Below are 25,330 nucleotides of genomic sequence, written 5' to 3' on the forward strand. Positions count from 1 at the left end.
CCCCTCACTTCAAGGTCCGCAGTGTCGAGAGGGCGGATTCGGCGCCCTTGGTCGCGTTCTGGCACATCTCGTCCTGGGTGAACACCCTGGAATAGGGCAGGAACTGCACGAACAACTGCTGCCCGTCCGCCACGTCGAGGGTGACCGAGCACTCCGCGGTCGACGTTCCCTTCAGGGTGACCTGCGCAGCGTCGTAGCCCGCCACCTTCTTGGCGACGACGTCGAGGTTGCTCGGCCCGTTCCAGTAGTCGATGCCCTCGTTCGAGATCAAGGTGACGCTGTAGCTGGCGGACTTCGAGCCGTTGATCGTGTAAGCGCACGACGGCGAATCCGTACCCTTCACCACGTCTGCGGTCTCACTCTTGAACTCGTCGATCTTGAGGTCGGATTGCTGGGTGTCCGTGAGCAGCTTGCAAGGGTCCACGCCGTCGACCTTGAGTTCCTTGGGACGAGCCGAAGGAGGCTTCGACGTCGTCGTGGAACCGGGTGAACCCGTTGCTCCGGTCCCCGAGGACGGGGTGGGCGTGCCGGTAGTCGTGCCGGGCGAACAGGCTGCCACCGCAGCGGTCACGAGCAGTGCTGCGACGATTCCCTTAGTCAGCCGCACGCGCCGACCCCATCGCCGCCTTGACCTCTTCTTCGGTGTGGCCGTATTGCACCGCGGTCGCCCGAAGTTGGGAGATCAGCCCTTCCAGGCTGGTCATGTACTCCGCAATCCGCTGCGCGTACGAGCCTTCCCCTTCGACCAGCCGGTCGTTCCAGGCCGCCGCGATATCGGAGTTCACGGCGTCCGAGTCGTCCAACCGGACCCGCAGGTCGCGAAACGCATCGCGGTAGTGGCCGCGCAGGTTTTCCAGTTGGCTCTCGATCACGTGACCGGCCTGCAGGACGGTTTCCTTGGTCACGGTGAATTTCTGGCCCGCACCCGGCGCGTTGGCCAAGGTGTCGTTCAGGCGCTTCTCCGCCGCGAACACCTCGCCGACCGCACGCCCGATGGCCCCACCCACGCCGGCGACGGCTCCCAGTAGGCCGTTCTCCTCTGCCACGACGCCCCATCCCCCGTACGGTCGGTAACGGATTGGTTCCAGTTCGCAGGCTACCAACGACCGCGTGAACCGGGTCTGAGGTTGGACGAAAGCGAGGGCGGACAGGTTCCGCCCTCGCTCGGATGTCGTAAGAACGGGTGGTGTGGATCACCCGGTGGTCGGACGCTTAGGGGACCTCGATCTCCCCGTTCGCCGCGCGCAACGCGATGTCCGTGCGGTGGTGGGACCCGGTCAGGTGAACGGATTCCACGCGGCGGTACGCATCCGCGCGGGCTTCGGCCAGGGACGCGCCGGTTCCCACGACGGACAGCACGCGCCCGCCCGTGGACACCACGGCACCGTCTTCACGACGGCGCGTGCCCGCGTGCAGCACGCCCTCGGCGTCACCGCCCGTGATGACGTCGCCCGTCCGGGGCCGCCCCGGGTAACCCTCGGCGGCGACGACCACCGTCACCGCGTACCCGTCCGCCCACTCCAGCGGCGCGGCCGACGACAGCGACCCCTGCGCCGCCGCCAGGAACAGCCCGGCCAACGGGGTCCGGAGCAGGGCCACGACGGCCTGCGTCTCCGGGTCGCCGAAGCGGCAGTTGAACTCGATGACCTGCGGACCGTCCGACGTCAGCGCGAGCCCCGCGTACAGCAGCCCGCTGAACGGCGTGCCGCGCGCGGCCAGCTCGTCCACCACCGGCTGCACGCACGTCGCCACGATGGTCGACACCAGGTCGTCCGACGCCCACGGCAGCGGCGAGTACGCGCCCATGCCGCCGGTGTTGGGGCCGGAGTCGTTGTCACCGACCCGCTTGAAGTCCTGCGCGGGCAGCAGCGGCACCACGGTGGCCCCGTCGACCAGGCAGAACAGCGACACCTCGGGCCCGTCGAGGAACGACTCCAGCAGCACCGGGTGGCCGTTGTCGAGCAGCGTCATGGCGTGCGCCCGCGCCACCGCGCGGTCGGAGGTGACCACGACGCCCTTGCCGGCGGCGAGGCCGTCGTCCTTCACCACCCAGCGCGGCCCGAAGTGGTTGAGCGCGGCGTCCAGGCGGGCGGGGTTGTCCACCACCTCGGACGTCGCCGTGGGCACGCCGGCGGCGGCCATCACGTCCTTCGCGAACGCCTTGGAGCCCTCGATCCGGGCCGCCTCGGCGGACGGGCCGAAGCAGGGGATCCCGGCGGCGCGGACGGCGTCCGCCGCGCCCGCCACCAGGGGCTGCTCCGGCCCGACCACGACGAGGTCGGCGTTCCACTCCTTGGCCAGCGCGGTGACCGCGTCGGGGTCGCCCGCGTCGACCCCGTAGATCTCCGCCAAGCCCGCGATTCCGGCGTTGCCGGGTGCGCAGGCGAGCGCGATCACCGAAGGGTCCCGCGACAACGCGAGGGCAAGGGCATGTTCACGGGCGCCAGACCCGATGACCAGGACACGCACGGTGGGGAAGCCTAGATGACCCGACCGGTCAACCGCCGAACGCGTCCAGCGAACCGGCGTGCAACGGCACGGGATCGGTCAAGGCGGCCTTCTCCTTGACGATGTCCCGGGCGGCCGGGTGGATCTTCTCCAGCTCGGCTTTCTTGTCGAACAGCAGCCGGGTGACGGCGCACGCGCTGCCGTCCGGGAAGTCGGCGCGCACCAGCAGGACGTTGGGCACCACGACGGTCGGCACGTCGGCGGCCTGGCCGTACGCGGCGGCGGGGATGGCGCCCTTGTCGTAGACCGGGTTGACCTCCTTGAGCTTGGGCAGCAGCGGCGTGATGTCGATGAGCTTGACCTGGTCCTTCAGCGACGTGGTGAGGTCGGTGATCTGCGCGGTGGGCAGCCCGCCGGACCACACCAGCCCGTCGAGGCTGCCGTCCTTCATGCCGTCGGCGGTCTTGGCGAGGTCGAGCCGCTGGGCGTCGACGTCCTTGGCGGGGTCGAGCCCGGCGGCGGTGAGCAGCCGGTTGGCGATGACCTCGGTGCCGGACTTGGGCGACCCGGTGGAGATCCGCTTGCCCTTCATGTCGGCGATCGAGTCGATGCCGCTGGACGTGCGCACCAGGACCTGCGTGTAGTTCGGGTAGAGCCGGGTGAGCGCCTGCACCTTCTGCGGCTTGCCGTCGAACGCGCCCTTGCCGTTGACCGCGTCGGCGGCGGTGTCGGCGAGCGAGAACGCCATGTCGTAGTCGCCCGCGACGAGCTGCTGGATGTTCTGCACGGACGCGCCGGTCTCGGCGGCCGTGGCCTTGAGCTTGGTGTTGTCGCTGATCAGCTTCGCGAGCCCGCCGCCGACGACGTAGTACACGCCGCCGGAGTTGCCGGTCGCGATCGTGATCCGCCCTTCGGACGCCTCGCAGGCAGCGGCGGCGGACCCGCCTTCGTCGGCCGCGCGCTTCCCACCGCACCCGGCCGCGACCAGCGCGACCGCCACGACAGCGACCGGAACCTTCCAGCTACGCATCTCGTTCCCTTCCCCGCACGAGGACTTTCGGCAAAAGCAGGTGCACCGCCACCGCCGCCACCAGGAACCCGATCCCGATGGCCACGGAAACCGGTTGCAGAAAAAGCAGCGCGACCGCCGCAGGCAGGCAGAGCAGCCGTTCCGGCCACCGGGCCGGACCGAACATCCACCCACCGGTGAGCGCCGCCAACGCGACCACCCCCACCACCGAAACCGCGAACGCCCACACCACGTCGACAAACGAGGACCGCAACAACAACCCGGCCCCGTGGTCCGTCAGCACGAACGCGAGCGGCACCAGGAACGCCGGCAACGTGTATTTCCACGTACGCCACATCGTCTTCATCACATCGCCACCGGTAATAGCCGCAGCGGCAACAGCCGCCAACGCCGTAGGTGGCGTGACCTCGGACAGGACAGCGTAGTAGAAAATGAACATCGCAGCCTCTTCACGAGCCACTCCCAGCTCGATCAAGGCAGGCCCGATGACCACCCACGAAATAATGAACGAGGCCGTAACCGGCACCGCCAACCCCAGGACGCTGACCGCGACGGCGGCCAGCACCACCGTCACGAACAACACGACCCCGGGGTCGGACGAAACAAACTTGGCGACCTCCACCAGCGCCGAAGCAAGCTCCTGCCCCAACCCGGTCTTGGTGATGGTCGAGGTGATGACCCCCGCCGCCGCGCACACCGCGATCACCGGCAGGGCACCACGCACCCCGAGCGCCAGCGAATCGACCATCGCCCGCGCCCACCCCCGAACATCCCCCCGCCGGGCCACCAGCGCGAAAACCGCAGCAACCCCGGACGCATAAACGACGGCCGAATAAACCGGAATGTCCAGAGCGAGAAAAACCACGATCACCGCAAGCGACAGGAAGTGATACCCACCCCGCCGGAGCAACACCCACGGACCCGGCACGTCCACGTCCACCGGCTTCGCCCCGAACCGCCGAGCATCGATCTCCACCGCCAACGCGATACCCAGGTAGTAGAGCAAGGTGGGCAGAACCGCCCAGATCAACACCTGAAGGTAAGAGGTCTCCAGGTATTCAGCGATGATGAACGCCGCAGCCCCCAACGTCGGCGGTGACAAGATGGCCCCGATCCCCGAAGCCGCCAGCAGCCCACCCGCGTTCTCCTTCGGATACCCGGCCTTCTGCAACATGGGCCAGGTAACCGCGCCCAACGAGACAGTCGTAGCCGTACCGGACCCCGAAACCGTGCCCAGCAAGAACCCGGCCGCAGCCGCCGTACGCCCCGGAGCCGTACGCGATCTCCGAAACGCCGAAAAACTGATATCGACAAAAAACGCCCCGGCCCCCGAAGCGTTCAACACGGACCCATAAATGGTGAACAGCACGATATAAGTGGCCGCCACGTCCAACGGCGTCCCGTAAAACCCGGTGGCATCGTTGTAAAACCCGTTGATGATCTGCCCAAAATCGACCCCCGCATGGGAAATGGCCCAAGACGGCGGCAAATACCCCCCATAATAGGCAAACGCGATGAACGCGAGGCACACCACCGGCAACACCCACCCGGTAGTCCGCCGACAAGCCTCCAACACCAAAACCAACAGAACAGACCCGGCCACCACGTCCAGATCCGTCAACTGCCCCTGCCGGTCCAAAAACGCGTCAAACCCACCGAACAACGGGTAAGCCCCGACCACGAACGCCAAGGCCGCCAACACCCAATCGACAACCCGAGGGTCCTCCCCACCCCCACGCCACCCCCGATAACACAAGAACACCAACGGCAACGTGACCGCAAGAAAGATCACCAAATAATACTGGCCACCCTTGGCAAACGGCCAAAAAACCTGCTTGAGCACCAACAACGCAACACCCAGCGTCGCCGCCCAAACCCCCGCCTCCCACCGCCGGGACAACACCCGGGAAGGCCGCTCCTCGTCGTACTCGGCAATCAACTCGGAAACATCAGCCTGCGACTTGGTCGACACGCGCACCCCTTCGTGCAGCGCGGAAATCCGATACGACCAAACCTACGTGTGCCGCCAGTCACAGCAATAGCCCCACCGTCTAAAGGGACTGTAAAGACACGCCGCCCCCCGAGTCGTGTTCTCCCCGTATGGCCTGCCCGCAGGGCAACCACGCTTGGTCAGGGAGCGCAAGCACGCTTTCCGCTTGCGCTCCCTGACCAAGCGTGGTCGTCTTTGACAGGCCATACGGGGAGAACACGACGGCCTCTTCCCCCGGCGGCCTGCCCAGCGGCGAGCGCGCTTTTAAAACCCCAGCTCAGAGCCGCGCAAACGATCAAACCCCTAGCCTCCGGCCCCCAACACCATCATCCCACGCCCCACCGACAATCCAGCTCACCCCACAACTCCACAACTCACCCTCAACGCACCCACAGCTCACAGCCCAGGGCTCACCCGCCGATCGCCCCAACGCTCATCCCAGGGGCACACCGCTCACGGCCCAGGTTCACCCCGCCGGCTCCGGGCTCCCAGCCCACCGCTCACGGCCCACTGGCCACAAGACACAGGCCACGGCTCATGGCCCACAGGGCACAGGGCACAGGGCACAGGGCAACGGTTCGCGCCCTCGGTCCACCGCGCACGCCGCAGGCCATCAGTCCATCGGCCTACCGCTCACCGCACTGGCGCACCGGCCTGACACGACACCGACGCCAACTCTGGCTCTGGTTCCGGCTCTCGGCTCTCAGCACCCGGCACCGGCACCGGCCCACGACACAAGTGCACGCACAACGCAGGTCACACCACGCGGCTGTCTTCGTAGCACCAGCGCCAATCCTCACCAGGCTCGAACGAGCGCATCACCGGGTGGCCTTCCGCGTGGAAGTGGGCCGTCGCGTGACGTCGGGGGCTGGAGTCGCAGCACGCCACGTGGCCGCACGTGAGGCACATCCGCAGGTGGGCCCAGTTCCGCTCACCCGCGGCGAGGCAGTCCGCGCACCCTTCCACCGTGGACGGCGTGACCGACGCGGGCAGCGTGTCGACATGAGGACAGGTCATACCCGCCATCATCACGCAAGATTGCGCCATGCACGGACCGGAACTCCTGCTCCTCCTGCTCGGAGCGCTGTTGGTGACCGCGGTCGCCAGGCGCTTCGCCGCCCCCGCCCCGCTGGTCCTGGTGGCCACCGGGCTGGCCGTCTCCTTCATCCCCGGCCTGCCCGCCTTCGAACTCGAACCCGAGCTGATCCTCGTCCTCGTGCTCCCCCCGCTGCTCTACTCCGCGGCCCTGGACAGCTCGTACCACAACATCCGCGCCAACATGCGCCCGATCGGCCTGCTCGCGGTGGGTCTGGTCGTCGCCACCACGGCCGGGGTCGGTTGGATCGCCCACCTCGCACTCCCCGAACTCTCGCTGCCCGCCGCGCTCGTGCTCGGCGCGGTCGTCGCGCCGCCGGACGCCGTCGCGGCGGTGGCGATCGGCCGCCGGCTCAACCTCCCGCGCCGCACCATGACGCTGCTCACCGGCGAGAGCCTGATCAACGACGCCACCGCGCTCACCGTCTACAAGGTCGCCATCGTCGCCGCCATGGGCGCGGCGGCGACCTGGTGGGAGGGCACCCGCACGTTCCTGGTGAGCGCGGGCGGCGGGGTGCTGGTCGGGCTGGTGATCGGGGTCGGGGTGTGCAAGATCCGGGCGCACCTGCACGACGGCGTGATGGAGAGTTCGCTGGGCATGCTCGTCCCGTTCGGCGCCTACCTGTTCGCCGAGGAACTCGGGTCGTCCGGCGTCCTCGCGGTGGTCGTCGCGGGCCTCTACATCGGCCACCAGGCCCCGAAGAGCTCCTACTACACCCGTCTCCAGGACACCGCGGTCTGGCGCTCGGTGGACGTCCTGCTGGAGTCCTTCGTGTTCGCGCTGATCGGCCTCCAGCTCAAGACCATCGTGCTGGACGTCCAGATCACCTCGACCCTGGTCGGCGGCGCGGCGGCGGTGCTGGTCGCGACGATCGCCGTCCGCTTCCTCTGGATGTACCCGGCGGCCTACCTGCCGCGCTGGTTCTCCAAGCGGATCCGCACGCGCGAACCGCAGGCCCCGGGCTGGCGCGGGGTCACCGTGCTGTCCTGGGCGGGGATGCGGGGCGTGGTGTCGCTGGCCGCCGCCAGCGCCCTCCCGCTCGACCTGCCCGGCCGGGACGTGATCGTGTTCTGCGCGTTCGTCGTCACGGTCGGCACGCTGCTGCTGCAAGGTCTCACCCTGCCGTGGGTGATCCGCAAACTCGGCTTCCAGGGCGACGAGGAGCAGGCGGACGCGCTCGCCGAGGCCCAGGTGCAGCACGCCGCCGCGCAGGCCGCCGTGGACCGCCTCGACGAGATGATCGACGGCGGCGACCAGACCCCCGACCACATCGTCGAACGCCTGCGGATCATGGCCGAGCACCGGGGCAACGCGGCGTGGGAACGCCTGGGCCGCCAGGAGGACGAGAGCCCCGCCGCCTCCTACCGCCGGCTGCGCCGCACCATGCTGGACGCCGAGCGCCAGGTCTTCGTGGAGGCCCGGGACAGCGGCCGGATCGACGACGAGGTGCTGTTCCGCGTGCTGCGCGAACTCGACCTCGAAGAGGCCGCCATCGCCCGCGAGTGACGCGACCCCGGACCCGACCTCACCCCTCCCCACTGGCCAGACGAACACCCACGCGTTCACGATGACGTGGTTTGCACTTCACCCCAACGTGACGGAGGTGTCGCGGTGCGCAACAAGGCTCCGCAGGTCAGGTTCGCGGAACAGGGAGGTCGGCGATGGTGCGCACGAGGATCGTGTGGGCGGCGCTCGCAGCGCTCGCGGTGGCCGGGGCGGTGACCTTGCCCTCGGCGTCGGCGCACGGCGACAGCACGGCGGGCGCGCACCGGCCCAAGGGCCCGGTCGTCATCGGCCACCGGGGCGCGTCGGGCTACCGGCCCGAGCACACCCTGGGCTCCTACGAGCTGGCCGCCCGGTTGGGCGCGGACTACGTCGAGCCCGACCTGGTGTCCACGAAGGACGGTCAGCTGGTCGCCCGGCACGAGAACGAGATCGGCGGCACCACCGACGTCTCGACCAAGCAGGAGTTCGCCGGCCGCAAGACCACCAAGGTCATCGACGGCGCGTCGATCACCGGCTGGTTCACCGAGGACTTCACGCTGGCCGAGCTGAAGACGTTGCGCGCCACCGAGCGCATCCCGGACGTCCGCCCGCGCAACACGCTCTACAACGGCCGCTACGAGATCCCCACCCTCCAAGAGGTCATCGACCTCAGCCGCAGGCTGTCCCGGGAACTCGGCCGCGACATCGGCATCTACCCGGAGACCAAGCACCCCACCTACTTCCAGGACATCAAGCTCCCGCTGGAGCAGAAGCTGGTCGACGTGCTCGACCGCAACGGCCTCAACCGGCCGGGCGCGAAGGTCTACGTGCAGTCCTTCGAGGTGGCCAACCTCAAGGCGCTCAAGAAGAAGCTCCGGGTGCCGCTGGTGCAGCTGATCAACGCCTCCGGCGCGCCGTACGACTTCGTCAAAGCCGGTGACAAGCGCACCTACCGCGACCTGGTCACGCCGGACGGCCTGCGCGAGATCCGCACCTACGCGGCCGGCGTCGGCGCGGCCAAGGACCTGGTCATCCCGCGCAACGCCCAGGGCTTCCTGCTCGAACCCACCACCCTGGTCAAGGACGCCCACGTGCGCGGCCTGATCGTGCACTCCTGGACGTTCCGCAACGAGAACACGTTCCTGCCCGCCGACTTCCGCTCCTCGACCGACCCGACCGCGTACGGCCGGGCCTTCGAGGAGTACGCGAAGTTCTACGCGACCGGCCTCGACGGCGTGTTCGCCGACAACCCCGACACCGCCGTCGAAGCCCGCGCTTCCCGCTGACCACCAGCCGACCGGCCCGAGCAGTCCCGCCGGTCCCGCCACCCCGGAACCGGCGAAGAAACCGGCGGGATCAGGCGGAACCGGCGGCTCAACTGGTCGGCGTCAACACCACGTCCCTCGGCGCGGCCCGCTCCACCCGGAGCAGGCCGCGCCGGGCCAGTTCCGGCCGCACTCCCTCCCCGAACCAGTACGCCTCCTCCAGGTGCGGGTACCCGGACAGCACGAACTCCTCGACGCCCAGCGCGTGGTACTCCTCGATCAGGTCGGCCACCTCCGCGTGGCTGCCCACCAGCGCCGTGCCCGCGCCGCCGCGCACCAGCCCGATCCCGGCCCACAACCCGGGGTGGACCTCCAACCCGCGCACGCCCTTCGACAGGTCTCCGCCGTGCAGCGCCACCATCCGCTGCTGCCCCACGGACTGGCTGGCCCGCAGCTGCTCCTGCGCCCGCTCGACCTGCCCGGGATCCAGCGCCGCCAACAACTTCTCCGCCTCGCGCCACGCCTCCGCCGAGGTGTCCCGGGAGATGGTGTGCAGCCGGATGCCGAACCGGATCGGCCGGTCGCCCGCCAACTCCCGCACCCGCCCGATCTTCTCCGCCACGAGCGCCGGCGGCTCGCCCCACGTCAGGTACACGTCGGACCGCCGCGCGGCCACCGGCAGCGCAGCCTCCGACGAGCCGCCGAAGTAGATCGGCGGCACCGGGTCCGGCGGCACGGACAGGGTCGCGCCGACGACCTGGTAGTGCTCGCCGGAGAAGTCCACCGGCTGCCCCGACCACACCGCCCGCACGACGTGCAGGAACTCGTCGGTGCGCGCGTACCGCTGGTCGTGGTCGAGCCAGTCGCCGAACCGCTGCTGCTCGACGGCGTCCCCGCCCGTCACCACGTTGAGCAGCAGGCGTCCGCGCGAGATCCGCTGGTAGGTGGCGGCCATCTGGGCGGCCAGCGTGGGCGAGATCGCCCCGGGCCGGAACGCCACCAGGAACTTCAGCCGCGCGGTGCGCGAGATCAGCGCCGCGGTGGCCAGCCAGGCGTCCTCGCACCACGTCCCGGTGGGCGTCAGCACGCCCTCGAACCCGTTGCGCTCGGCCGCGACCGCGACCTGCTCCAGGTAGTCGATGTCCGGGTCGCGCAGCGCGGGCCCGCCGAGCGACCGGTTGGCGTGGAAGCGCTCCACGACCGTCCGCCCGTCGCCCGAGGTCGGCAGGAACCAGTGCAGCACCACGGTCATGACAGCTCTCCCTGGAATCGCCCGTCCACGAACTTCCGGAAATCGACCTTGCCCGGCAGCGTCCCGTCCGCGGTGAACGCGTCGGCCAGTTCCTGCTCGGACGCGATCACCACGTCGTCCAGCTTGACCGGCAGGTCCGCACCCCGGTCCACGGCGGCGCGCGCGACCTCGGGCTTCAACCCGGTTTCCGCCGCCCACGCCTTGGCCCACTCCTCACGATGCGCGTCGGCCCACCGCTGCGCCTTGCCGATCCGCTTGAGGAACTCCTTGATCGCACCGCTCTTGCCGGCGTCGTCCAGCGCGGCCTTGCCCGCGACCTGGAACGTGTACCCGTTCGCCGTGCCCTTCCCCTTGCCGACACCGACACCGTCGCCCGAGCCGACGCCGTTCGCCAGCACCCGCGCCGACGCCTCCAACAACGCCTGGGACGTGTAGGGGTCCCACACCGCCCACGCGTCGACCCGCTTCTGCTGGAACGCCGCGTACGCGTCCGACGGCTGCAGGAAGTTCAGCGTCACGTCCTTGGTGGTCAGCCCCGCCGCGCCCAACGTCGTGAGCACCTGCCCGTGCGCCGAACTGCCCTTGGCCACCGCGATGTTCCTGCCGCGCAGGTCTTCGACGGTCTTGAGCGGCGAGCCCTCCGGCACCAGGATCGCGTCGCTCTCGACGTTCCCCTTGGCGGAGTACACGATCGCGATCTTGGCGTTGGCCGCCGCGGCGAAGATCGGCGGCGTGTTGCCGACCGCGCCGAGGTCGATCGCGCCCGCCGAGGCGGCTTCCAGCAGCGGCGGCCCGGAGGTGAACGTGGACCACTCGATCCTGTGCGGGAAGTCGTCCAGCAGCCCGGCCGCCGCCAGCAGGGTCTTGGAATTGCCCTTCTGGTCGCCGACCTTCAGCACGACCTCGCCAGATCCCGACGACCCGGACGCGCCGCACCCGGACAGCGCCAGCACGGCCGCGGCCAGCACGCTAAGCAGCTTCGACATCGTCCACTCCCAGGTCCGCCAGCACTTCCGCCCGAAGGTCCACAAAGGACGCCCGCGTGCGCGGCCGGGGCGTGCCCACCCGGTGCTCCGCGACGATCCGCCCCGACTCCAGCACCACGACCCGGTCGGCGAGCAGCAGCGCCTCGTCCACGTCGTGCGTCACGAACAGCACCGACGGGCGGTGCTCCCGCCACAGCTGCTCCACCAGCCGGTGCATCGCCAGCCGGGTCAACGCGTCCAGCGCGCCGAACGGCTCGTCCAGCAGCAGCAGGTCCGGTTCGCGCACCAGCGCCCGCGCCAGCGAAACCCGTTGCGCCTCACCGCCGGACAGCGTCAACGGCCACGCGTCGGCGTGCGATTCGAGCCGCACCTCCGCCAACGCCTTCGCCGCGACCGCGCGCCCGTCGACCGCGCGCCCGTCGCTCCCGCGCAGGCCCAGCGCGATGTTGCGCCACACCCTGCGCCACGGCAGCAGCCGGGGTTGTTGGAACGCGACGGAAACCCGCTGCGGCACCGCCACCGAGCCCTCGACGTCCGCGTCCAGCCCGGCCAGGATGCGCAGCAGCGTGGACTTGCCGCACCCGGAACGGCCCAGCAGCGCGACGAACTCGCCCGCGCCGACGTCGAGGTCCAGCCCGTCGAGCACCCGCCGCGGACCGAACTCCTTGACCAGGCCCCGGATCTTCACCTCACCCGCCACCGCAGCACCCTCCTCTCCAGGCCGCGCACCAGCGCGTCGGTGGTCAGCCCCAGCAGCGCGTAGACCACCAGGCCGACCACGACGACGTCCGTGCGCAGGAACTCGCGGGCGTTGTTGATCAGGAAGCCGATGCCCGCGTCGGCGTTGACCTGCTCGCCCACGATCAGCGACAGCCACGCGGTGCCCAGCGCGATCCTCAGCCCCACCAGGGTTTGCGGCACCGCGGAGGGCAGCACGACGTGCGCGACCCGCTCGAAGCGGGTGTAGCCGAGCACCCGCGCGGCCTCCAGCAGCGCCGGGTCGGTCTGCCGGATGCCCGCGTGCAGGTTCAGGTAGAGCGGGAACGCCACGCCGGCCGCGACCAGCGCGAGCTTGGGCTCCTCGCCGATGCCGAACCAGAGGATGAACAGCGGGATCAACCCCAGGTGCGGCAGCGTGCGCAGCATCTGGACCGGCGGGTCGACCAGCCGTTCGCCCCAGCGGGACAGGCCGGCCGCCAGGCCGAGCGCGCCGCCGAGCAGCGCGCCGATCACGAAGCCGACCGCGACCCGGCCGAGGGAGACCAGGAACGCGTCGACCAGCGAGCCGTCCAGCACCAGGTCGTAGCCGGATCGCAGGACGGTCAGCGGTGAGGCGAGCTTGTCGGGTGGCAGCAGGCCGGTGCTGCTCGCCGCCTGCCACACCAGGACCAGGCCCAGCGGGCTGATCCAGCGGGCCAGGTCGGGCCAGGTTCGCTTGTTCTTGGCGGGTGCGCGCGGGGCCGTGGCGGGTTCTGGGCGCGCGACGACACCCGCGGTGGAAATCGACACGATTTCTCCCGTGGGACACCGAAAAACAGGGGCGGGGAACGAGGGTCCGTCAGCGCGCGCGACAGATCGCGCTCGCCTGCCGCCGGAGGTCGACGTGCAGGCGGGTCACGAGGAACGCCCGCCCACTCATGCCGCCGAGTTTTCGGCGCGGGCCAACAGAAGTCAACGGGTGGACAGGACCATCCCGGATCGTGAAAGTGCCTCCGACCCCGACAACGTCGGGACCGGAGGCACTGGGTTCAACGCGATCGCACCGCGAACGGCACGTGGAACCGGAGGTCAGGCGAGCATGTCGTGGCGCACGATCGTCTGGTCGCGGCCCGGACCCACGCCGATCGCGGAGATCCGCGCGCCGGAGATGGATTCCAGGTGCTCCACGTACGAACGCGCGTTCGCGGGCAGCTCCTCGAACGTCCGGCAGTGGCTGATGTCCTCGAACCAGCCGGGCAGCTCCTCGTACACCGGCACGGCGTGGTGCACGTCGGTCTGCGTCATCGGCATCTCGTCGACGCGCTCGCCGTCGATCGTGTAGCCGACGCAGACCGGGACCTTCTCCAGGCCGGACAGCACGTCCAGCTTGGTCAGGAAGTAGTCGGTGATGCCGTTGACCCGCGACGCGTACCGCGCGATCACCGCGTCGAACCAGCCGGTGCGCCGCGAACGGCCGGTGGTGACGCCGAACTCGCCGCCGGTCTTGCGCAGGTGCTCGCCCATCTCGTCGTTCAGCTCGGTCGGGAACGGGCCGGAGCCGACGCGGGTGGTGTACGCCTTGAGGATGCCGATCACGGTGGTGATCCGGGTCGGCCCGATGCCCGAGCCCGCGCTCGCGCCGCCGGAGGTCGGGTTCGACGAGGTGACGAACGGGTAGGTGCCGTGGTCGACGTCGAGCAGGGTGCCCTGCGAGCCCTCCAGCAGCACGGTCTCGCCGCGCTCCAGCGCCTGGTTGAGCAGCAGGCGGGTGTCCGCGATGCGGGAGGAGAACTTCTCGCCGTGCTCCAGCACGCTGTCCACGACCTGCTCGGGGTCCAGCGCCTTGCGGTTGTAGACCTTGACCAGCACCTGGTTCTTGAAGTCCAGGGCGGCTTCCACCTTCTGCCGCAGGATCTTCTCGTCCAGCACGTCCTGGGCGCGCACGCCGACGCGGGCGATCTTGTCCTGGTAGCACGGGCCGATGCCGCGCCCGGTGGTGCCGATCTTGGCCTTGCCCAGGTAGCGCTCGGTGACCTTATCGATCGCCACGTGGTAGGGCATGATCAAGTGCGCGTCGGCGGAGATGAGCAGGCGGGAGGTGTCCACGCCCTGCTCTTCGAGGCCGGCCAGCTCTTCGAGCAGCACCCCGGGGTCGACCACGACGCCGTTGCCGATCACGCTGGTCACGCCGGGCGTGAGGATGCCGGAGGGGATGAGGTGCAGGGCGAACTTCTGGCCGTCGGGCAGCACGACCGTGTGCCCGGCGTTGTTGCCACCCTGGTAGCGGACCACCCACTGGACGCGCTCACCGAGCAGGTCGGTGGCCTTCCCCTTGCCCTCGTCGCCCCACTGGGCGCCGATCAGCACTACGGCCGGCATGTGAAACTCCAAGCGGTTCGACGGGTAAGAGCGGAGCCTACGACGGCTGAGCCGTCACTTGCCGGTGCTTGAGGGTAGACCAGGAGATGAACGTGCGCGGAATCGTGTTGGCCTGCGGAAACTCGCAGTCGCCGTTGATCACTGACGGTGACCGGTTCGAGGTGTGCCAAGTGCCCGCGAGGCCCGGAAAAGCCGAGGTGGACCCGGTTTTCGCGGATTTGGGTGACGCACGTCTCATCGTGCACGGCACGGATGCCGACCTGAACGCCGTGGTGCTGCGGCTGCTGCGGACCGAACGGCTGACCGACGTCGCGCTGGGTTACGCGCCGACCGACGAGGACTCCGCGGTGGCCCGGCTCTGGGGCCTGCCGACGGACCCCGGACGGGCGGTGGATCTCGCCCTGTCGGGTGATCCCGATCGCATCCCGCTGGTCCGCGACGACGTGGGCGGCGTGCTGCTCGGCCTCGGGTCGCTCGGCCCGGTGCGCGGGGTCGGGTACGCCGACGACGTGGTGGTGCTGCGCGGCCAGGCGAGCCGGCTGGAGGTGACGCCGGACCCGGAGAACGGACTCGGCCTGCTCGTGAGCGTCATTCACAAAAGGGTGTTCACGAAAAAGGTGAAGACGACCGCCGGGCGCGCGTTCCAACTCGGTTGCCTGCCCGTCCAGGTGACGATCGACGGCGTCGCGCACCCGCGCCCGATGGGCAAGTGGACCTGGTACCGCCACACGGAGGATCTGCGGCTGGTCCGAGGATTGCGATAACCAAGGGTTTGTGCGCCATCCATTGGTGTGTCACCCAGAGGTGTTGAGAAGGCAGGACAATTAGCCCAAGGTAATTCCGACAGCTTCCAACTAGGAAGGTCGGAATTATGTCAACGGTTGACAAAGCCGCCAAATTCTCGATCCCCCTGCTCCTGGCTGGTGCCCTCACCCTCGGCCTGACCGCACCCGCGCTCGCCACGCCGCCCGGCATCCCGAGCACCGCCACGGCCAACTCCGAACTCGCGTCGCTGACCGTGGCGACCGAGGGGTCCATGGCGGGCTACTCGCGCGAGCAGTTCCCGCACTGGAGCACCGTCTCCGGCGCGTGCAACACCCGCGAGACCGTGCTCAAGCGGGACGGCACGAACGTGGTCACCGACTCGTCGTGCGCCGCCACCTCGGGCCGCTGGTTCAGCCCGTACGACGGCGCGACCTGGTCGGCGGCGTCCGACGTGGACATCGACCACGTCGTGCCGCTGGCCGAGGCGTGGCGGTCCGGCGCGTCCTCGTGGACCACGTCCCGCCGCGAGCAGTTCGCCAACGACCTGGCCGGCCCGCAGCTCATCGCGGTGACCGACAACGTCAACCAGTCCAAGGGCGACCAGGACCCGGCCGCCTGGAAGCCGCCGCTGACCTCGTACTGGTGCACGTACGCCAAGATGTGGGTGCACACGAAGTACCGGTGGGGCCTCAAGCTGAACTCCACCGAGAAGACCGCGTTGCAGTCGATGCTCGGAAGGTGCTGATGGCGGACTACTCGTCTCCGATCGTGGCCGGGCCCGGTGGCGTGATGACCGACGAGGTCGGCGTCGTCACGGGCGACCTGGAGCTGCGCACGACGTTCGTGGACGGCGTCGTGCGGGCGAAGGTGCGCTACGAGGGTGCGGACGAGTGGTACGCGGTGACCGGAGCCGCGTGCCGGGTGGCCGACCCGCGCGACCACGCCGGCGTGCACCAGGTGCTCCTCGGGGTCCTGCACCGCCCCCTGGGCTAGTCGTCGTCGCCGCCCCCGCCGGCCGGGGGCGGCGACGGTTCGGCCGCCCGGCCGTCGGCGCGGCGGTTCAGCGGCGGCAGCGAGCCGGCCGCCTCCGCCCGGGACAGGCCGGTGGCCTGCAACAGGTCCACCGCGACCGACCGGACCTGGGCCAGCACCACCCTGGTGGAGAAGCCGTCGCCGCCGAGCTGGTGCGTGGTGGCCACCGCCACGGCGTCCCGCACCGCCGCGCGCGCCCGCACGGGTTCGTCGCCGCGGGCCAGTTCGACGCGCAGCAGGTCGAGCGCGTCGGAGTACTCGCGCAGCACCTCGGGCAGGTTGTCCGGCATCCGCTCGCCGTCGCCGAGCGCCGCGAGCGCCCGCCGGGCCAGCACCCGGGTGTTGCGCAGCGCGTAGTCGACCGGCGTCGCGGTGGCCTGGTAGCGGCCCAGCTCGTCGCGCCGCCGCCAGCGGATCGGCGCGATGGTCGCGATCTCGCCGCCGGTCTGCAACGCGGTCTTGAAGTCGTCCACGGCCTCCTGGCTGGACCGCAGCCGGGCCAGCACGCCCGCCGCCCGCACGGCGTCCTCCTCGGCCACCGCCGTCGCGATGTCGCGCAACGCCGTGATCAGCTCGCCGAACACGACCTTGGCCTGCCGGTGCGCCACGGTCAGCGGGTTCGCCGGCAGCAGCGCCGCCACCGCCAGCCCGACCAGGCCGCCGACCAGCGCGTCCACCATCCGGTCCAGGCCGCCGCCGGCGCTGGGCGGCAGCAGGGTGGCCACCAGCACCGCCGACGAGCCGGACTGCAGCGCGATCACCGCGCCGCCGTCGAGCAGCACGGCCGCGGACATGGCCAGCGCCACGACCAGCGCGATCTGCCACGGCCCGGAGCCGATCAGCGAGATCAGCACGTCCCCGACGCCGACGCCCACGGACACGCCGACGACGAGTTCCACCACCCGCCGCAGCCGCTGCCCGAGCGAGACGCCCAGGCAGACGACGGCGGCGATCGGCGCGAAGAACGGGTGCGCGTGGCCGACGACGGAGGTCGCCACCAGCCACGACAGCCCGGCGGCGAGCGCGGCCTGGCCGATCGGCAGGGCCGTGCCGCGCCAGCGTTGCAGCCGGCGCACCACCTCGTCGCGCACGGCTCCCACGGATCAGCCCAGGCCGAGCGCGGCGGGTGCGGCCGGGTCGCTGTCGCCGAGGAACTTCTTGCAGCGCTCGTACTCCTCGGTCTCGCCGATGCCGTCGGCGGCGCGGGCCAGCGCGGCCAGGGCGCGCAGGAAGCCCTGGTTGCCGCGGTGCGACCACGGCACCGGGCCGAAGCCCTTCCAGCCGGCGCGGCGCAGCTGGTCGAGGCCGCGGTGGTAGCCGGTGCGGGCGAAGGCGTAGGCGGTCACCGGGTCGCCGGTCTGCAACGCGCGTTCGGCGAGCAGCGCCCAGGCTTCGCTGAAGTCCGGGTAGGCCCGGACGATCTTGGCCGGGTCGGTGCCCGCCTCGGCGGCGGACTGCGCCTCCGGACGGTCGGGCAGCAGCGTCGGTTCGGGGCCGAGCAGGTTGTCCATGCGCTCAGGATAGGAATACCCGGACGGTGGCAGCGACCAGTGCCAGCACCACCGCGGTCACCACGATCCCGGCGACGACCCTCTTGCCCATGGCTTTGACACTCCCCGGCTGCTCTCGGACCGATCACGGGTTCTCAGCGAACTCTCAGGCCAGCACCCTTCCGTGCTGAGCCATGCAGAGCAACGCCGATCACCCGTTCGCGCCACACGGCCCCCGGACGTGCAGGTCACCGCCGGCCCCTAGGGGACATCTCGGCAAAGACCAGGGGAGCCCTCCCTTCCCGGCCGCCCACCCGGGACGCATCATGTTCGGGTGAAAACGGGGGTTACCGAACGCGTCGCGCAGTTCCGCGACCAGTACTGGGAGCGGGGCGAGCCGGGGCGCGCGACCCCGCCGGCGCTCGTCGCCGGGCTCTACCGGCTGTGGCTGCTCGGGCTGCTGCTCAAGCTGCTCGGGTCGTCGTGGGACGTCGCCTGGCACTTCAAGTGGCTGCGCGACGAACTCGCGCCGCCGCACATGATCAACACGGTCGGCACGGTGATCGTCGTCGGGCTGACCCTGTTCCACACCTACACCGGGTACGGCGCGGACCGGCGGTCGTTGCGGCTGATGCAGTGGGGCACCGGGATCTTCCTGGTGGCGCTGCCCATCGACCTGATCAACCACCGGATCAACGGCCTGGACATCACCTCGTGGAGCGGCTCGCACGCGCTGCTCTACCTGGGCACGGCGATCATGCTGGCGGGTGCGCTGCGCGGCTGGATCCGGCTGTTCCCGGAGTCGAGGTGGCGGCTGCCGGGCCTGGCCGCGTTGTGGTTCTTCTTCCTGGAGAACATGTGGTTCCCCAACCAGCACCAGGAGTACGGGGTGCTGGAGATCGCGTCCTGGGACCGCGGCGACCCGTACGCCGAGCCGATCCTGCTCCAGTTCGCCGCCGACCAGATCGGCCGGCCGGTGGACCGCGAGTCGATCGTCGGGTTCTCGCTGCCCATCCCCGACTGGGTGTACCCGGTGTGGGGCCTGGTCGCGGCGGCCCTGGTGCTCGTGGTGGCGCGGCGGACCATCGGCCGGCCGTGGGCGGCCACCTCGGTCGCCGCCGGGTACGTGGCCTACCGGTGCCTGATCTGGCCGCTGCTCGCGGGCGCGGACTTCCCGCTGTCGGCGGTGCCGGTGTTCCTGGTGCTGATCGGGCTCGCGGTGGACGCCGCCCACCTGGGCCGGGTGCCCGCGCCGGTCGCGGCGCTGCTCGGCTCGGCGGCGGTGACGGGCCTGGGCTACGGCGGCATCTGGTTGCAGCAGCAGGCCGACGCGGCCCCGCCGATCCTGTTCGCCTCCGCGGCGATCACGTTCGTGGTGCTCGCGGCGCTGTGGACGGTCGGCGACGTCGTGGCGCGGCGCTGGGCCCCGGGGTCTGCCCGCCCTGCGGAGGTGGGCTCAAGCCCCCGCTGACAACGGGTGCCGGCCGGGCTCCCGGATCGCGTGGAATTCCCCAGGATTGGTCACGTCCTTCCGACCGATCCTGGGGGATCCCCTGATGACGAGAAGATTCCACGCGTTGACCGCCGCCGTCCTGGCGGTGGCGGTCGCGGTGTCGACGGTCGGCGTGGCCCAAGCCGCGCCGTCCCGACTTTCCCAAGCGGTGCGGCAGTTCTCCGACGCCGGCGTGCCCGGTGTCGCGGTGCGCGTGGACGACGGTCGCGGCCGGCCGGTGGAGATCGTGCGGCAGGCGCCGTGGACGGTGGCCGACCACCGGCTGCGCCTGGACGACGAGTTCCGGATGGCGTCCAACACCAAGACGGTGACCGCGACGATCCTGCTGCAACTGGTCGCCGAGGGCCGCGCCGGCCTCGACGACCCGGTCGAGCGGTGGCTGCCGGGCGTGGTGCCCAACGGGTCCGCGATCACCCTGCGGATGCTGCTCAACCAGACCAGCGGCCTGTTCGACTTCCTCAACGACCCGGCCACGCTCGGCATGCTCACCGGTCGCGACCCGCGCCCGTGGCCGCCCGCCGCGCTGCTGGCCGTGGCGTTCGCCCACCCGCCGGTGTTCCCGACGCCCGGCGCGCAGTGGAGCTACAGCAACACCAACTACATCCTGTTGGGCTTGGTGCTGGAGAAGGTCGCCGGCGCGCGCTACCCCGACCTGGTCCGGGACCGGATCATCAAGCCGTTGCGGCTCAAGGACACCTACCTGCCGACCGACGCCGGGTTCCGCGGCTGGCACGCCGTGGGCTACGAGCCGGACGCCGCGCACCTGGCCCTGCTGTTCCCGCCGGGCACGCCGATCGGCGACGGGTTCGCCGGGCCGCAGCACCACGAGCACGTGGACACCAGCGCGATCAACCTCAGCCCGGCGTGGGCGGCGGGCGGGTTGGTGTCCACCACGGGGGACTGGAACCGGTTCCTGTCCGCGCTGATGTCCGGCCGGCTGCTGCCCGCCGCGCAACTCGCGGAACTGCGCACGGCGGTGCCGCAGGGCGGGACGTCCAAGAACGGCTACGGCCTGGGCGTCATGCAGATCAACACGCCGTGCGGCACGGTGTGGGGCCACTCCGGCGGCTTCCCCGGCTACCGCAGCCACAACTACGCCGACGCCACCGGGAGGCGCACGCTGAACATCCTGGCCACCACGACGTACGCGCTGCGCGCCCCGGACGCCGCAGCGGCGCAGGACGAACTCCTTGAGGCCGCCGTGTGCCGGATGTACGGCAAGTCCTGACGGCCCGGCGGAGTTCGAAGAACGCGGCAGCGCCCGACCGGAACCCCGGTCGGGCGCTGCTCGTCGGTCGCGGGGCGTCAGCCGGCGATCATCCGACCGGAGGACTTCAGGTGCTCGCACGCCTGCGCGATGCGGGCCGCCATGCCCTGCTCGGCCGCCTTCAGGTAGCTGCGCGGGTCGTAGACCTTCTTGTTGCCGACCTCGCCGTCCACCTTCAGCACGCCGTCGTAGTTGGTGAAGAAGTGGCCCACGATCGGGCGGGTGAACGCGTACTGCGTGTCGGTGTCGATGTTCATCTTGATCACGCCGTACGTGAGCGCCTCGTGGATCTCCTCCAGCAGCGAGCCGGAGCCGCCGTGGAACACCAGGTCGAACGGCTTGGCGCCGGCCGGCAGGCCGAGCTTCTCGGCCACCACGTCCTGGCCCTGCTTGAGGATCTCCGGGCGGAGCTTCACGTTGCCCGGCTTGTACACGCCGTGCACGTTGCCGAAGGTCGCGGCGACCAGGTAGCGGCCCCGCTCACCGGTGCCGAGGGCCTCCACCGTCTTCAGGTAGTCCTCGGGCGTGGTGTAGAGCTTGTCGTTGATCTCGTTGGCGACGCCGTCCTCCTCGCCGCCGACGACGCCGATCTCGATCTCCAGGATGATCCGCGCCTTGGCGGTGGCGTCCAGCAGGTCGGTGGCGATCTTCAGGTTCTCGTCCAGCGGCACCGCCGAGCCGTCCCACATGTGGGACTGGAACAGCGGGTTCAGGCCGCGGTCGACGCGCTCCTGGCTGATCGCGACCAGCGGGCGGACGAAGCCGTCGAGCTTGTCCTTGGGGCAGTGGTCGGTGTGCAGCGCGATGTTCACCGGGTACTTCTCGGCGACCACGTGCGCGAACTCCGCCAGCGCCACCGCTCCGGTGACCATGTCCTTGACCTTGGTGCCGGACGCGAACTCGGCACCACCGGTCGAGACCTGGATGATCCCGTCGCTCTCGGCCTCCGCGAAGCCGCGCAGGGCCGCGTTGAGGGTTTCGGACGAGGTGACGTTGATCGCGGGGTAGGCGAACTCGTTCGCCTTCGCCCGGTCAAGCATCTCGGCGTAGACCTCGGGGGTTGCGATGGGCATCGTGTGGTCCTCCTCGGGTGCCCGGAACGCGGTGTCGCGCAGCATCCTACGGGCACCGCCCGGCGGGCGAAGTTGATCACCTGCATAGTGGAGCCATGGCGATCGCACGGTGGAACGGCGAGATCATCGCCGAGAGCGACCAGACCGAGATTGTGGAGGGGAACCACTACTTCCCCCTGGAGGCGGTGCACGCCCAGTACCTGCGGCCATCGGACACCACGTCCGTGTGCTCGTGGAAGGGCACCGCGAACTACTACACCCTGCACGTCAACGGCGAGGAGAACCCCGACGCCGCGTGGTACTACGCGGAGCCCAAGGACGCGGCGGCCGGGATCAAGGACCACATCGCGTTCTGGAAGGGCGTCGAGATCTCCGACTGAGGGCGCGCGGGGGCGGTCCGCCGGGACACCGGGACCGCCCCCGACCGCGCTAGTCGGCCAGGGCCGCGGCCAGGTCGCGGAACTGCGCGGAGTCCTCCAGCCGGTCGCCCAGGACCTGCACGGACACGTGGTCCGCGCCCGCCTCGTGGTGCTCCCGCAGCCGGCGCGCGACCCGGTCCACCGGACCCCACGCGACCAGCGCGTCGACCAGCCGGTCGCTGCCGCCGTCGCGCAGGTCGTCCTCGGTGAAGCCGCCGCGCAGCCAGTTCCTGGTGTAGTTCTCCAGCGCGAGGTAGCGCGCCAGGTTCTCCCGGCCGACCTCCCGCGCCTTCGGCGCGTCCTCCTCCAGCACCACGTGCTGCTCGGGGGCGAGCACGGTGGCCGCCCCGATCTCCTCCCGTGCCCGCGCGGTGTACTCGGGCGTGACCAGGTACGGGTGCGCGACGCTGGTGCGCGCGGCGGCCAGCCGGAGCACGCGGGGGCCGAGCGCGGCCAGGGCCAGCCGGTCGCGCGGGACGTCGAGTTCGTCGAGGTAGTGCACGAGCTTCTGGTAGGGGCTGTGATACACCTCACCCACGCTCTCCCGGTGGCCCGCGCCGACGCCGACCAGGAACCGATCGGTCCACGCCAGGTCCCGGTAGCCCGCGTTGACCTCGGCCGCCGGGGTGGTCCACACGTTGAGGATGCCGGTCGCGACGACCAGCCGGTCGGTCGCGCCGAGCAGCTCGCCGACCAGGCCGAGCACCCCGCCGTCGGGGGCGCCACCCAGCCACAACGTGCCGAAACCCAGTTCTTCCAGCTCGGCCGCGCGCTCCGCGCGACCGTCCCAGCGCGCCGCGAGTGCCCACACCCCGTACCTGCCCAGCTCAACGGTCATTTCGGCCCCTCTCGGACTACGCGTTCGACCACAGGCAACCGGTGGGTCCCACCATTTAGTCCTGGCTGTGACGTTCGGCGCGACCGCAGGTCGCCGGGTTACGTTCGCCCCATGACGAATCTGGGAACCGGCGACCTCGACGTGTCGCGGCTGTGCCTGGGCGGGAACGTGTTCGGGTGGACCGCCGGCGAGGACGACTCGTTCGCCGTGCTGGACGCCTACGTCGCGGCCGGCGGCAACTTCGTGGACACCGCCGACGTCTACTCGGCCTGGGCCGACGGGCACGCGGGCGGCGAGTCGGAGACGGTGATCGGCAACTGGCTGCGGTCGCGCGGCGGGCGGGACCGGGTGATCATCGCCACCAAGGTCGGGATGCTGGAGGTGGGCGGCCTGGACAACCTGCGCGCGGACACCATCGCCACCGCGGCGGAGAACTCGCTGCGCCGGCTCGGCGTGGACCACATCGACCTGTACTACGCCCACCAGGACGACCTGGACACGCCGCAGGAGGAGACGCTGGCGGCGTTCGACGCGCTGATCAAGGCGGGCAAGGTGCGGCACGTCGCGGCGTCGAACTTCACCGCCGAGCGGCTGACCTCGGCGCTGGCCGCGGCCGAGCGGGAGGGCCTGCCGAAGTACGTGGCGCTCCAGCAGCACTACAACCTGCTGGAGCGGTCGTACGAGGGCGAGCTGTCGGCGGCGGTGACGGCGGCGGGCCTGTCGACCGCGCCCTACTGGTCGCTCGCGCGCGGCTTCCTGACCGGGAAGTACCGGCCGGGGGTGGCGGTCGACAGCGTGCGCGCGAAGGCCGCGTCGGCCTACCTGGACGAGCGCGGCCTGCGGGTGCTGGGCGTGCTGGACGAGGTGGCGGCGGCGCACGACACGACGGTGGCGGCGACCGCGCTGGCGTGGCTGGCGGCCCAGCCGACGGTGGCCGCGCCGATCGCCAGCGCGCGGACCGCCGAGCAGCTCGCGGACCTGCTGCCGGCGCTCGACCTGGAGCTGAAGGCGGACGAGATCGCCCGGCTGACGGCGGCGAGCGACGCCTGAAATCTACTTGACTCAGCAGTAGCTTACTCGCGGTAAGTTGCGTTACGGTGACCTCCTGGCGAACCCGTTCGAGGAGGTCACCGTGGACGTTGCGGGCAAGGTCGTGCTGATCACCGGCGCGGCTCGGGGGATCGGTGCGGAGGTGGCCCGGCGGCTGGCGGCCAAGGGCGCGCGGCTCGCGCTGGTCGGGCTGGAGGGCGACCGGCTCCGCGAGGTCGCCGAGCAGTGCGGCGGCCGGGCCTGGGAGGCCGACGTCACCGACTGGCGGGCGCTGGAGACCGCGGTGGCCGGCGTGGTCGAGCACTTCGGCGGGATCGACGTCGTGGTGGCCAACGCGGGCGTCGCGGCGACCGGGTTCGTCCGGTCCATGGACCCGGCCGCGTTCGAGCGGGTCATCGAGGTCAACCTGCTCGGCGTGTGGCGGACCGTGCGGACCTGCCTGCCGCATTTGGTCGCGAGCCGCGGCTACTGCCTGGTGGTGTCGTCGCTGGCGGCCATCGTGCACATCCCCGGCAACGCGGCCTACTCGGCGGCCAAGGCGGGCTGCGAGGCGTTCGCGGACAGCCTGCGCGCCGAGGTGCGGCACCTGGGCGTCGACGTCGGCGTCGCGTACTTCTCGTGGATCTCCACCGACATGGTCGACAGCGCCGACGAGCACCCGGTGTTCGGGCCGATGCGCAGCGGGATGCCCGGACCGGCCGGCCGCAAGTACCCCGTCTCGGCGGTCGGTCGCGCGGTCGTGCGCGGGATCGAGAAGCGGTCCAAGGCGCTGCACGTGCCCGGCTGGGTCGGCGGGCTCAAGCTCTTGCGCGCGCTCACGCCCCGGGTGGTCGACCGGCAGGCGGCGAGCCGGATCCCCGCCGCGGACCGGGAGATGGCCGACGGCGGCCGGTCCGGCCTGGTCGGACCAGGGGGACAGGCCGCCGGTGTGCGCGACAGCGCCGAGCGGCGTTAGTTCTCCAACCAGCTGCCCAGGACGGTCTGCCACTCGTGCACGCGCGTCTCGGCGACCACGCCGGCGGGCGTGTACGGGTCGGCGGCCAGCACCTCGCGCAGCTCGGCCTCGTCCGCGACCTCGTACACCAGCACCGCGCCGGACTGGTCGGTGTACGGACCGGACACCAGGAGCCTGCCCTGGTCGACCAGGGTCGCCAGGTAGTCCCGGTGCGCGGGCCGGACCGCCAGCCGATCGTCCACGTTGTCCCCGAACACCAGCTCGACCACGAACCTGGCCACAGTCCACCTCCGCGAGA

27 protein-coding genes are annotated in these 25,330 nt (G+C 70.7%); 10 read left to right on the plus strand and 17 right to left on the minus strand.

The features are described 5' to 3' along the window. Positions 1 to 4: 4 nt before the first annotated feature. From AC0HI0_RS33385 to AC0HI0_RS33410, 6 genes are all read right to left on the minus strand, one after another. Positions 5 to 607, minus strand: a complete 603-nt coding sequence (locus AC0HI0_RS33385) for a DUF3558 domain-containing protein (RefSeq protein ID WP_480927452.1) — start codon at positions 605 to 607, stop codon at positions 5 to 7. Continuing rightward, a complete protein-coding gene (locus tag AC0HI0_RS33390) occupies positions 594 to 1,046 on the minus strand; it encodes a hypothetical protein (protein ID WP_480927453.1) in 453 nt (150 codons plus the stop codon). The genes AC0HI0_RS33385 and AC0HI0_RS33390 overlap by 14 nt, the downstream gene beginning before the upstream one ends. 166 nt (positions 1,047 to 1,212) lie before the next feature. Further along, positions 1,213 to 2,469 carry a phosphoribosylamine--glycine ligase gene (purD, locus tag AC0HI0_RS33395; RefSeq protein WP_480927454.1) on the minus strand — a complete coding sequence of 419 codons (1,257 nt, stop codon included), beginning with the start codon at positions 2,467 to 2,469 and terminating at the stop codon, positions 1,213 to 1,215. A 28-nt stretch (positions 2,470 to 2,497) separates the two neighbouring features. After that, complete coding sequence (locus tag AC0HI0_RS33400) at positions 2,498 to 3,478, minus strand: TAXI family TRAP transporter solute-binding subunit (protein ID WP_480927455.1); 981 nt, start codon at positions 3,476 to 3,478, stop codon at positions 2,498 to 2,500. Next, positions 3,471 to 5,450, minus strand: coding sequence for a TRAP transporter permease (locus tag AC0HI0_RS33405; protein ID WP_480927456.1), 1,980 nt, complete (start codon positions 5,448 to 5,450; stop codon positions 3,471 to 3,473). Before AC0HI0_RS33405 ends, AC0HI0_RS33400 begins: the two co-directional genes overlap by 8 nt. Before the next feature lie 774 nt (positions 5,451 to 6,224). Then, complete coding sequence (locus tag AC0HI0_RS33410; protein ID WP_480927457.1) at positions 6,225 to 6,515, minus strand: UBP-type zinc finger domain-containing protein; 291 nt, start codon at positions 6,513 to 6,515, stop codon at positions 6,225 to 6,227. Between AC0HI0_RS33410 and AC0HI0_RS33415 the strand changes: the two genes are divergently transcribed. Beyond that, on the plus strand, positions 6,514 to 8,070 hold the full coding sequence (locus AC0HI0_RS33415; RefSeq protein ID WP_480927458.1) for a Na+/H+ antiporter: 1,557 nt from the start codon (positions 6,514 to 6,516) through the stop codon (positions 8,068 to 8,070). The genes AC0HI0_RS33410 and AC0HI0_RS33415 overlap by 2 nt on opposite strands. Positions 8,071 to 8,225: 155 nt before the next feature. Then, complete coding sequence (locus tag AC0HI0_RS33420; RefSeq protein WP_480927459.1) at positions 8,226 to 9,335, plus strand: glycerophosphodiester phosphodiesterase; 1,110 nt, start codon at positions 8,226 to 8,228, stop codon at positions 9,333 to 9,335. A gap of 88 nt (positions 9,336 to 9,423) precedes the next feature. On the opposite strand, the gene AC0HI0_RS33425 is transcribed toward AC0HI0_RS33420, so the two are convergent. The 6 genes from AC0HI0_RS33425 to AC0HI0_RS33450 form a co-directional block, all read right to left on the minus strand. After that, on the minus strand, positions 9,424 to 10,566 hold the full coding sequence (locus tag AC0HI0_RS33425) for an LLM class flavin-dependent oxidoreductase (protein WP_480927460.1): 1,143 nt from the start codon (positions 10,564 to 10,566) through the stop codon (positions 9,424 to 9,426). After that, positions 10,563 to 11,552, minus strand: a complete 990-nt coding sequence (locus AC0HI0_RS33430) for an ABC transporter substrate-binding protein (protein WP_480927461.1) — start codon at positions 11,550 to 11,552, stop codon at positions 10,563 to 10,565. Before AC0HI0_RS33430 ends, AC0HI0_RS33425 begins: the two co-directional genes overlap by 4 nt. Continuing rightward, positions 11,536 to 12,252, minus strand: coding sequence for an ABC transporter ATP-binding protein (locus AC0HI0_RS33435; RefSeq protein WP_480927462.1), 717 nt, complete (start codon positions 12,250 to 12,252; stop codon positions 11,536 to 11,538). The genes AC0HI0_RS33430 and AC0HI0_RS33435 overlap by 17 nt, the downstream gene beginning before the upstream one ends. Continuing rightward, a complete protein-coding gene (locus tag AC0HI0_RS33440; protein WP_480927463.1) occupies positions 12,237 to 13,061 on the minus strand; it encodes an ABC transporter permease in 825 nt (274 codons plus the stop codon). The genes AC0HI0_RS33435 and AC0HI0_RS33440 overlap by 16 nt, the downstream gene beginning before the upstream one ends. A 49-nt stretch (positions 13,062 to 13,110) precedes the next feature. Beyond that, positions 13,111 to 13,191: a putative leader peptide gene (locus AC0HI0_RS33445; protein WP_148303519.1), complete on the minus strand. Its 81-nt coding sequence runs from the start codon at positions 13,189 to 13,191 to the stop codon at positions 13,111 to 13,113. Positions 13,192 to 13,340: 149 nt separating this feature from the next. Further along, a complete protein-coding gene (locus AC0HI0_RS33450) occupies positions 13,341 to 14,630 on the minus strand; it encodes an adenylosuccinate synthase (RefSeq protein WP_480927464.1) in 1,290 nt (429 codons plus the stop codon). A gap of 86 nt (positions 14,631 to 14,716) precedes the next feature. On the opposite strand from AC0HI0_RS33450, the gene AC0HI0_RS33455 reads away from it, so the two are divergent. The 3 genes from AC0HI0_RS33455 to AC0HI0_RS33465 all read left to right on the plus strand — a co-directional run bounded on the left by AC0HI0_RS33455 (position 14,717) and on the right by AC0HI0_RS33465 (position 16,388). Continuing rightward, on the plus strand, positions 14,717 to 15,394 hold the full coding sequence (locus AC0HI0_RS33455; protein ID WP_480927465.1) for a hypothetical protein: 678 nt from the start codon (positions 14,717 to 14,719) through the stop codon (positions 15,392 to 15,394). Positions 15,395 to 15,501: 107 nt separating this feature from the next. Beyond that, the gene (locus AC0HI0_RS33460; RefSeq protein WP_480927466.1) at positions 15,502 to 16,140 is read left to right on the plus strand and encodes an HNH endonuclease family protein; all 639 of its coding nucleotides are present in this window, start codon (positions 15,502 to 15,504) and stop codon (positions 16,138 to 16,140) included. Next, positions 16,140 to 16,388, plus strand: coding sequence for a hypothetical protein (locus AC0HI0_RS33465; RefSeq protein ID WP_480927467.1), 249 nt, complete (start codon positions 16,140 to 16,142; stop codon positions 16,386 to 16,388). Before AC0HI0_RS33460 ends, AC0HI0_RS33465 begins: the two co-directional genes overlap by 1 nt. On the opposite strand, the gene AC0HI0_RS33470 is transcribed toward AC0HI0_RS33465, so the two are convergent. After that, positions 16,385 to 17,518: an FUSC family protein gene (locus tag AC0HI0_RS33470; protein WP_480927468.1), complete on the minus strand. Its 1,134-nt coding sequence runs from the start codon at positions 17,516 to 17,518 to the stop codon at positions 16,385 to 16,387. The two genes, AC0HI0_RS33465 and AC0HI0_RS33470, sit on opposite strands and share 4 nt — an antisense overlap. A 12-nt stretch (positions 17,519 to 17,530) precedes the next feature. Next, on the minus strand, positions 17,531 to 17,938 hold the full coding sequence (locus tag AC0HI0_RS33475) for a DUF3151 domain-containing protein (RefSeq protein WP_480927469.1): 408 nt from the start codon (positions 17,936 to 17,938) through the stop codon (positions 17,531 to 17,533). A gap of 313 nt (positions 17,939 to 18,251) precedes the next feature. Between AC0HI0_RS33475 and AC0HI0_RS33480 the strand changes: the two genes are divergently transcribed. Together AC0HI0_RS33480 and AC0HI0_RS33485 are read left to right on the plus strand one after the other, a co-directional pair. Beyond that, positions 18,252 to 19,388, plus strand: coding sequence for a hypothetical protein (locus tag AC0HI0_RS33480; RefSeq protein WP_480927470.1), 1,137 nt, complete (start codon positions 18,252 to 18,254; stop codon positions 19,386 to 19,388). Positions 19,389 to 19,473: 85 nt separating this feature from the next. Then, positions 19,474 to 20,658 (plus strand): serine hydrolase domain-containing protein, encoded by a 1,185-nt coding sequence (locus AC0HI0_RS33485; RefSeq protein ID WP_480927471.1) that lies wholly within the window; start codon positions 19,474 to 19,476, stop codon positions 20,656 to 20,658. Between the two features lie 77 nt (positions 20,659 to 20,735). Here the strand turns inward: AC0HI0_RS33485 and fbaA are convergent, their stop codons facing one another. Further along, entirely contained in the window at positions 20,736 to 21,770 is a 1,035-nt protein-coding gene (gene fbaA / locus AC0HI0_RS33490) for a class II fructose-bisphosphate aldolase (RefSeq protein ID WP_480927472.1), read from the minus strand. Positions 21,771 to 21,865: 95 nt separating this feature from the next. Between fbaA and AC0HI0_RS33495 the strand changes: the two genes are divergently transcribed. Beyond that, positions 21,866 to 22,150, plus strand: a complete 285-nt coding sequence (locus AC0HI0_RS33495; protein WP_480927473.1) for a DUF427 domain-containing protein — start codon at positions 21,866 to 21,868, stop codon at positions 22,148 to 22,150. A gap of 49 nt (positions 22,151 to 22,199) precedes the next feature. Here AC0HI0_RS33495 and AC0HI0_RS33500 read toward each other — a convergent pair whose 3' ends face one another. Further along, complete coding sequence (locus tag AC0HI0_RS33500; RefSeq protein WP_480927474.1) at positions 22,200 to 23,027, minus strand: TIGR03620 family F420-dependent LLM class oxidoreductase; 828 nt, start codon at positions 23,025 to 23,027, stop codon at positions 22,200 to 22,202. Between the two features lie 111 nt (positions 23,028 to 23,138). Here AC0HI0_RS33500 and AC0HI0_RS33505 point away from each other — a divergent pair, with 111 nt between their 5' ends. Beyond that, a complete protein-coding gene (locus tag AC0HI0_RS33505; RefSeq protein WP_480927475.1) occupies positions 23,139 to 24,077 on the plus strand; it encodes an aldo/keto reductase in 939 nt (312 codons plus the stop codon). Positions 24,078 to 24,114: 37 nt separating this feature from the next. After that, the gene (locus AC0HI0_RS33510) at positions 24,115 to 25,032 is read left to right on the plus strand and encodes an SDR family oxidoreductase (RefSeq protein ID WP_480927476.1); all 918 of its coding nucleotides are present in this window, start codon (positions 24,115 to 24,117) and stop codon (positions 25,030 to 25,032) included. On the opposite strand, the gene AC0HI0_RS33515 is transcribed toward AC0HI0_RS33510, so the two are convergent. Then, a complete protein-coding gene (locus tag AC0HI0_RS33515; RefSeq protein WP_480927477.1) occupies positions 25,029 to 25,313 on the minus strand; it encodes a YciI family protein in 285 nt (94 codons plus the stop codon). The genes AC0HI0_RS33510 and AC0HI0_RS33515 overlap by 4 nt on opposite strands. Positions 25,314 to 25,330 lie beyond the last annotated feature (17 nt).

Source organism: Saccharothrix sp. NBAS 001 (assembly GCF_056640475.1).